Here is a 7,421-nt window from a genome sequence, read left to right on the forward strand (position 1 = left end):
TCGAGCTTGGCACCGATCGAGCGGATCGCCGCGGACTCGGTCTTGTACTGATCGCGTGTCTCAAGGACCCGGCGCACGGCCCGCTCCTTGAGCTCCTTCGGATATTGCTTCGCCATAACGGACTCGACCGATCCCGCCGATCACCGACCCTCAAGATCTCCGGCTGTAGTACAAGATGGTGGTGACCCAGATGCGCGAGCAACTTCAGGTGATGGAGCACGAGGAGGGCGGGCAGGTCGAGGAGGCGTCGGCGGTGCTGCGGAAGCTGCGGGCCACCGCGTCGGGTCGCGGGGGGCCCGCTGCCCATGCCCACCTTCCCCGGGCAGCGGGACGAGGCCGGGGCGTGAGCCAGGCCAAGCGCAAGCCCGCTGACGCGCTGCGTGAGGCCCGCCGACGCGACAGTGTGGCCAAGCGCGGGAAGGTCCTGGCGGCGATAGACGCGATGAAGGACAGCGGCACCGCGATCAGCTTCGCGGCTGTCGCCCGCACCGCTGAGGTCTCCGCTTGGCTCGTCTATGCCGAGGGTGTGCGGGAGCACGTCGAGGCCGCGATGAGGGGCCAGGCCAAGGGTGTGCGGCGCGAGCGGAAGTCGGGTGTGGGGGCGTTGGCGGCGAGCATGGCCACCGACCTGAAGCTGGCCCGCGCCGAGTCAAGGCCCTGCGGGAGGAACGGGACCGCCTCAAGCAGGCCGTCCAGCGCGGTCTGGGCACCCAACTGGACCGCAGCGGCACCAGGGAGCTGACCGAGCGGGTGGGCGAACTCCAGGCGGAGGTCCAGCGCGTCAAGGACGAACTTGCGGCGGCCCGCGCTCAGAACGACTCCTTGCGGCGCGAGCTGGCCGACGCGCAGGACGAGGTGGTCGCCGTGCGCGAGGCCGGCCGGCAGATGTTCAAGAACGTCAACCGGTCCGGCTGACCGGCGGGGGGTGCCCAGATGAGTCCCGGTACCCGCCGGCGGTGGATGAGGGCGGCATCTGTGTGAGGCTTCAAGGAGATCGCGGGAGATGTGCGCCCGATTGTGCGCCCGGCCTTGGCATCGGACGGCAGAGGGAGGCACGCTGAAAGGGAAAGGCATTCCGAGCGGCGATCTGCAAACTTCGGGCCAGTGGAGGCGATCGGCTATGACGCTCTTCCTGCTTCTGATCCTTGTGGCTGTCGTGGTGGGAATCATCGGCGCGGTGGTGGAGGGGCTGGGATACCTGCTGGTCATCGCCATCGTGCTCTTCGTGGCCACATGGGCCTTCGCCGCGGTGCGCTGGTCTCGGTCGCATCGAGGTTCGAGGAGACGCAACCTGCGATAACAGCGACACCCAGTGCCCGGCGCGACCGGACCCCCAACGAGCGGGTCCGGGCCCGGGCGGGTACGAGTAGGAGTGTGGCCGATACTTTCGCGGGCCCTTGTGGGCCCGCCTGATCGAGGAGGTGGCTTCCCGTGACGGAGGCGACCAGCGCAGCCAAGAGCGATCCTCACGCCTCTGGCGCGACGACCTTGCAGAGAAAGGCCGGAGCGGACGCGGCTCCGGCGACCCGGGGCAGGACAACCATCGCGGACGGCGTGGTGGAGAAGATCGCGGGGATGGCGGCGCGGGAGGTGCCAGGTGTCCACGCTCTGGGCGGTGGCTTCGCCCGCACCATGGGCGCGGTGCGCGGCATGGTTCCCGGCTCACGCGCGGGCGTCACCCGTGGGGTCAAGGTCGAGGTCGGCGAGATCCAGACCGCCATCGACCTCGCGGTCGTCGTGGAATACGGGGTCGCCATCGCCGATCTCGCGGCAGAGGTCCGCGAGAACGTCATCGCAGCAGTCGAACGGATGACGGGTCTGGAAGTCGTCGAGGTGAACATCGCCGTCAACGACGTTCATCTGCCCGACGAAGACGAGGACGAGACGGCGACCGAAGGACGCGTGCAGTAGTCAGCCGCCCGCCGCCTACACCAGGGAAAATATCCCTCCGGTCGAACCGGAACCTCCTGATGCGCGTCGCTCGCCGGTTATCACCCCGTTCCGAGCTGGACATGAACCGGCGCCTCGATTTGGACCTCGCCGCCGTCACGGTGCACGCCCCGCGCAGTCCGCAGGGCGGGGCTGCCCCGGCCCAGAGCTGAGAAACGATGGGGGGCGGCCGGGATCGGACCGCCACGCACGGATGACCACCGGCCTGTTGAGGGCTGGCGGCCATCCGTGGGGTACGAAGCTGACCGGGGGGTCGTGCGCTGCCTCGACGGGGGGTGGCGAGGCAGGCGACGCTTCGTGCCGTGCGTGTTTTCTACACCCGCTGCAACGTCCCCGCACCTTTTTGCTCGCATTCCACCCTCCCTGACGAGGTCGGGTGCCGGTCACTTGTGGCCGGGACGCTTCCACCGGTGGGGGTGGCGGGCGTGTTGGGCGTGGTGGCGGTGAGAGCGCAGGGCTTTGGGGGTGAAGAGGTGTTCTTCGTACCGGCCCAGGGCGAGGAGCAGGCCGAGGAGGATGACGGGCAGCAGCACGACGATCAGGGCCGGGCCGGGGCCCGCCCGGGCCACTGTCAGGCCGGCATCCTGGCAGGAACGTGGGCGGCGGCCAGAACCTGAGACAGCGGCAGGGCCAGCGCGGCGGCGAGTTCGGCCAGTTCTGGTCCGGTGGGGTGGACGGGCCCGTCGGCACCGTCCTGGGCGAACGCGCGAATGCGCGGGGTGCGGATGCCGGTGCGGTCGGCGAGCGCCTGCGCGTTCAGGTGCCGGGTGCGCATGGCGGCCTGCAGCAGTTCTCCCAAAGCGTCCATCTTCTACCCCTGCCCCCCACAGGCGCCCCCATGCCCTCGTGGGACGCGACACCTACGGGAAGCGGCGTGGCGGCTGGCCGGTGGCCAGGCTGCTCACTACGCTGCGCTGGCCGGCAGTCCCGCTACCGCCCGCCCGGCCACCCCGGGACTGCCGCACCCACGCACGGCCGTCCCACCGCAACGAGCGCTTTGGCGGGCTCACCGGTGTCCGTCGCGTCCCCAGCGGCGGCGGCCTCGGGCCAGCGGCCGAAAAGCCCGTCCTGTCCGGGACGTGCTCCGAGCACGGGCGCGCCCTTGGCGCGCTGGCAGCCGTAGATCATGCGCTCATGGTCCCCGTGCGCGGGCCGGAAACCGCGCCGACAGGCTGGAGCCGCCGGAAGTCGGCGTGCGCCGCTTCGTTGAGTATCGACGGCGTCGCGTGGGACATGCGTCAGGAGGACAGGGCGGTCGGCACGGCGCGGGCCAGCGGCTCCAGGTCTCCGTACAAGGCGGCGTGCAGTGCGGCGGCGAGTTCGCGGGCCCTGTCCTCGCTCGCCACGCCGTTCAGCGGGTAGTACCCGGCCGCGGCCCCGAACTGGAACTGATCTCACCGCTACGGGCCAGACGGATTGCGGCGCAACGAACAGCCTCGTGCGCGGAGTCGTCGATGACGTGCCCCGGGGCGGCGGTGAGCGTGTCGGCCTTGACCGCCCACCGCCCACCGCCGGCCGCGGCGCTCGACGCCGACGTACACGGCGTCCGCCATCTTGGCCGCCTTGTACGCGGTGTTGAACGTGTCGAGACCCGTGGCGTCCGGGATGAGGTGGGCGGGACACGGGATCGGCAGTGACTGCATGAGAAACATCATGGCAGGGGGCAAGGGCCCTTCGCCGCAGATCAGGAGGCGTCCCCAGCCGCGCGTGATCGGGAGCGGCCAGTGGCGGGGGCGCCAGCGGGTGAACATGCACGGGTCGTCGCCTGCGGCGAGGCTGAAGGGCAGGACGGCGCGGGCGAGGGAGAAGCTCTGGCCGGGGGCGAGCCTATGGATCGGCCCGCCGTCTGCGGCGCCTCACCCCATCAAGCGATTCCGCTGCCGTCGCAGGGTCTGATAAGCCTCATCATGCGCACCGATCCCGGGCTCGTGCCCGCCTGTGTCCGCGCGATTATCGACGGTGTCGTCGAGGCCGTCCGGACTGAAGACGCCCCGCGCGTGCGGGCCTTGCTCGACGATCTCGCCCAGGTCGCTGACCCCGCTGCCTTGCTCCTGCTGCGGAGTCGGCTCGACGACGATCTGTCCTCACACGGCGTGCCGGTGGGACTGTCGCGGTAACGCCCGCGTCAGCGCCGTGCCGCGATGGACCCTCGGTGGAGTAATGGGTGAGCGAGGGGGGTTGCGGGCTTGCGTGTGTGGTCGTTAGTCGGGGTGACAGGCACACACGCGTCCGTGATCCCGTCCGGTCGGCGGCGCAGGGCAGCCGGTGATGGTGCGGAAACGGTTCTGCGCGCGGACGATCCGCCGATCTTTGCGGCGCTGGTTGAGCGGTGGCGGCAAGCCGGGCGGATGCTGCCGGGGCAGGACGACCGCGAGTGGTCCGAGCTGGTGTCCGGGGTGCCGACCCTCGGCCTGACGTCAGGGCAGGATGCCGGCCTTTCCTCCGGCGTCGTGCCGCTGCCGCAGTGGCGCCCGCTGTCGGCGGCGCCCGCCCTGTCACAACGGGGTCAGCCGGATCGGGCGGCCCTGGTTGGGCCCCGTCCGACCCGGTGCCCCAGCCCGCCACGGCCGCCCTGGGCGACCCGGGGGCGGATTGGTCGGCTCCGAAGCGTCAGCCCGACGGACACCGCTTTGAGCGCCTGGTGAGCGAGCTTGCTTGCCTGGTAGAGCGGGGCAGCGGATCGCAAGGGCGCACTATGGCGGTGTCGGCTGTGCTCGATTTCCTCCGCGGCCCCTGAACGGAACCCGAGCGCTGACCAGCATGGCGCGGACGCCACCATAGGAGCGGTCAGTGCGTTGCGCGATCTGGCGGATCGTTGCACCTGCCTCGTACATCTCCTTGAGCTGGGCGGCTGCCGCCGCTCGCGCCGGTCCGGTCAAGCGCGGCGAGCGCGTCCGCACCGACGGCGCTCCCGAAGCCGCGGTGTGCTTCGCGGCCGGTCTCTTCTGCGACATGCCCAAGATCCTAATCCGCGCGCCTGCCGAACACCGCGCACCCCATGGGCAACAGCCGCCGCTTGGCGCACTACTGGGAACGCGCTCAACTGGTCGGCCCCGGCGAAACTTCCCCCCAGCGGCTACGGCCGCCGCTTCACCCGCTCCTGCTGCGACACGGGACGACGCGGCCGGGGCCATCCCGCAGCAACCGACCGCGGTGGGAGCGGGGAACGACCTCGCTCCCACCGGAGATCAGCGGTCGCCGTAGTAGGTGCCGAGGCTGCTGCGGTAGTCGGCGCTGCCGGCCATGGTGTCCGGGTCGTACTCGGGCGCGTCCTTGACCTGGTCCTTGGTGCGGCCGACGTGGATTGTCTCCTTGTCGTGGTCGACGCGGGTGATGGCGCCGGCGGGCACCATGACGTGTTTGCCGATGAGCCAGGGCTTGCAGTTGACGACGATGTACGCGGCGCCGACCTCGTCGGTAGCCTCGTCGACCTTGCCGATGTGCCCGTCGGTGGCCTCAACCTTGTAGCCGGTCAGGTCCGTGCCGTAGGTGTACTGCGCGGCGGCGGTGTAGTCCCACATGCTCATGCGTGTCACATTCCGTTTCTGCTGGTAGGGGGGAGGGTCTCAGGTGTGGAGGTAGCCGTTGGTGCCGTCGTGGCTGTCGGCGCGTTCGTCGTCGAACCAACGGTCACCCTCGGCGAGGTAGCGGAAGCCGAAGCACCGCTCGGCGGGCATCGCGATGCTCACCGCGCGAGTGCCGTCCTTGCGGTCGGCCAGCGGGTGGGCGCCGGGCTGCCAATCGTTGAAATCCCCTACGACACTGATCTGCTCGTGGGGGTGATCGGCGGGCAGGATGAAGGTGACCGTGGTGGTGTCCTTCGTCCGGGTGCGCTCCAACATGACGGCTACTCCTTCAGGCGGTGGAGGGTGAGACCAACCTCATGCTGATGCCCCGAAAGCGCCCAGGAAACGGCAGCTACCGGTACCACCCACCCGAACAGCCCAGCCCCAGATGCGTCCACTCGGCAACCGGCTGATGCGGGCGCCCCGCGCGCCGTGGCGGCTTGGCACATTGCTTGCCGGGGCATACGACGTTGAGAAGTTGTTGTCTTTCCGCTCGCGGTTGGTTGGTTTTTCGCTGGTCAGGAATAGTGTCGGCGTCGCTGCGGAAGTGTTGAGGCATCAGGTTTCCGCTTCGGCCTTGGAGGTCGTGATGCCGTCGGTGCTCGGGTTGCTGGAGGTCCGCGAGGTTGCCGCTCGTGGGCGGGTCGATCTGCTTCGCGAGGAGGTTTTGCGGGCCCAGGCTGTGTTGGCGCAGGCCGAGGCGGTGGTGGAACGGTTGGTCATCGCGCGGGAAGAGGTCACGGGGGTCTTGGCCCCGCCGCAGCACCAGGGCCTGCAGCCGTCCGCTGCGGCGGTGCCGCCGGCGGTGGCGGGTTCGGTGGTGCCGTCCTGGCAGCCGGGGCTTGGGCCGACGGTGCTCGCGCCGGACTACCAGCGACTGCTGTCCGTGCTGGCAGACCAGGAGGCGGCCGGCGGCAGGGGGATGCGCTGCGGTGAGCTGGCGCGAGCGATGGACCTGGAGGCAACGCCCGCCAGGGTCGAGGGGGTGCGCTCGAGGATGAAGCGACTGAGCGAGCGCGGCTGGGCCCGGGAGGCCAGCCCGGGTGTGTTCAGCCCCGCCCAGGCCCTGAGCGGGTCCTTGGCGTGAGGGCCCCCGAGGCGGCGGACCGCGCCAGGCGGCGGCTCATCAGCATGGTCATCGACACCTGGACCAGGGCCTCGTGGGTGGCGGGCAGCCGCTCGTAGTCCCGCACCAGGCGGCGCGAGCGCATCAGCCAGCTCAACGTGCGCTCCACCACCCACCGCCTGGGCAGCACGACAAACCCTGAGGCGTCCTCGCTGCGCTTGACGACCTGCAGCATGACCTGGAGCTTGTGGCGGGCCCAGTCGACCAGCCGGCCGGTGTAGCCGCCGTCGGCCCACACCAGTGCGATCAAGCGGTGCAGTGCGCGCAGCCGTTCCAGCAGCGGGTAGGCGGCGTCGCGGTCGCTCACGTTCGCGGCGGTGACCGCGACCACCAGCAGCAGGCCAAGGGTGTCCACGATGATGTGGCGCTTGCGGCCGCCCACGCGCTTGCCCCCGTCGTAGCCGCGTGTGTCGGCGCCCACGGTGGCCGCCCCGCGCAGCGACTGCGAGTCGATGATCGCCGCCGTCGGCTCCGCTGCCTTGCCCTCGGCCTGGCGGACCTTCCCGCGCAGCCGGTCGTGGAGCTCGCCGACCAGGCCCTGGCGCATCCAGCGGCGGAAGAAGGCGTAGACCCGGTCCCACGGCGGGAAGTCGGCCGGCATCGACCGCCACTTGATGCCGCCGTCGACCAGGTAGCGCACCACGTCGAGCATCCAATGCCACGAAGTTAAGGGCCCGTTGGCGATGTCAAGGGTAGGAGAGATGTAGGAGGGGCCTCTGCTATGCAGGGGATCGACCAAGATCTTCCTGAGAGAGCAGAGGCCCCGTGGTCCAGTTTGT

12 protein-coding genes are annotated in these 7,421 nt (G+C 70.3%); 6 read left to right on the forward strand and 6 right to left on the reverse strand.

What is annotated here, in order from left to right; all coding sequences use genetic code 11:
- The first annotated feature begins 190 nt into the window (after nt 1–190).
- The 4 genes from QMK24_RS40195 to QMK24_RS40210 all read left to right on the forward strand — a co-directional run bounded on the left by QMK24_RS40195 (nt 191) and on the right by QMK24_RS40210 (nt 1,911).
- Nucleotides 191–742: a hypothetical protein gene (locus QMK24_RS40195; protein WP_283471869.1), complete on the forward strand. Its 552-nt coding sequence runs from the start codon at nt 191–193 to the stop codon at nt 740–742.
- A gap of 8 nt (nt 743–750) precedes the next feature.
- A complete protein-coding gene (locus QMK24_RS40200) occupies nt 751–915 on the forward strand; it encodes a hypothetical protein (protein WP_502962718.1) in 165 nt (54 codons plus the stop codon).
- A 205-nt stretch (nt 916–1,120) separates the two neighbouring features.
- Complete coding sequence (locus QMK24_RS40205; RefSeq protein WP_283471858.1) at nt 1,121–1,300, forward strand: hypothetical protein; 180 nt, start codon at nt 1,121–1,123, stop codon at nt 1,298–1,300.
- 188 nt (nt 1,301–1,488) lie between these two features.
- On the forward strand, nt 1,489–1,911 hold the full coding sequence (locus tag QMK24_RS40210) for an Asp23/Gls24 family envelope stress response protein (protein WP_283471866.1): 423 nt from the start codon (nt 1,489–1,491) through the stop codon (nt 1,909–1,911).
- Between the two features lie 422 nt (nt 1,912–2,333).
- Here the strand turns inward: QMK24_RS40210 and QMK24_RS40215 are convergent, their stop codons facing one another.
- Together QMK24_RS40215 and QMK24_RS40220 are read right to left on the reverse strand one after the other, a co-directional pair.
- Complete coding sequence (locus tag QMK24_RS40215) at nt 2,334–2,519, reverse strand: hypothetical protein (protein ID WP_283471859.1); 186 nt, start codon at nt 2,517–2,519, stop codon at nt 2,334–2,336.
- Between the two features lie 2 nt (nt 2,520–2,521).
- The gene (locus tag QMK24_RS40220; RefSeq protein ID WP_283471860.1) at nt 2,522–2,758 is read right to left on the reverse strand and encodes an XRE family transcriptional regulator; all 237 of its coding nucleotides are present in this window, start codon (nt 2,756–2,758) and stop codon (nt 2,522–2,524) included.
- Between the two features lie 1,099 nt (nt 2,759–3,857).
- Between QMK24_RS40220 and QMK24_RS40225 the strand changes: the two genes are divergently transcribed.
- On the forward strand, nt 3,858–4,067 hold the full coding sequence (locus QMK24_RS40225) for a hypothetical protein (protein WP_283471861.1): 210 nt from the start codon (nt 3,858–3,860) through the stop codon (nt 4,065–4,067).
- A gap of 576 nt (nt 4,068–4,643) precedes the next feature.
- Here the strand turns inward: QMK24_RS40225 and QMK24_RS42160 are convergent.
- Genes QMK24_RS42160 through QMK24_RS40240 form a run of 3 tightly spaced genes read right to left on the reverse strand, consistent with a single transcriptional unit; the run spans nt 4,644 to nt 5,792 of the window.
- Nucleotides 4,644–5,084: a helix-turn-helix domain-containing protein gene (locus QMK24_RS42160; RefSeq protein ID WP_502989172.1), complete on the reverse strand. Its 441-nt coding sequence runs from the start codon at nt 5,082–5,084 to the stop codon at nt 4,644–4,646.
- Between the two features lie 54 nt (nt 5,085–5,138).
- Nucleotides 5,139–5,477, reverse strand: coding sequence for a PRC-barrel domain-containing protein (locus tag QMK24_RS40235; RefSeq protein WP_283471862.1), 339 nt, complete (start codon nt 5,475–5,477; stop codon nt 5,139–5,141).
- A gap of 39 nt (nt 5,478–5,516) precedes the next feature.
- Entirely contained in the window at nt 5,517–5,792 is a 276-nt protein-coding gene (locus tag QMK24_RS40240) for an isoamylase early set domain-containing protein (protein WP_283471863.1), read from the reverse strand.
- A gap of 112 nt (nt 5,793–5,904) precedes the next feature.
- Here QMK24_RS40240 and QMK24_RS40245 point away from each other — a divergent pair, with 112 nt between their 5' ends.
- On the forward strand, nt 5,905–6,603 hold the full coding sequence (locus tag QMK24_RS40245) for a hypothetical protein (protein WP_283471864.1): 699 nt from the start codon (nt 5,905–5,907) through the stop codon (nt 6,601–6,603).
- Here QMK24_RS40245 and QMK24_RS40250 read toward each other — a convergent pair.
- A partial coding sequence (locus tag QMK24_RS40250; protein ID WP_502989173.1) for an IS5 family transposase occupies nt 6,566–7,421 on the reverse strand: 856 nt, incomplete at its 5' end. The genes QMK24_RS40245 and QMK24_RS40250 overlap by 38 nt on opposite strands.

This window comes from Streptomyces sp. PH10-H1 (assembly GCF_030063355.1).
Classification (GTDB): Bacteria; Actinomycetota; Actinomycetes; order Streptomycetales; family Streptomycetaceae; genus Actinacidiphila.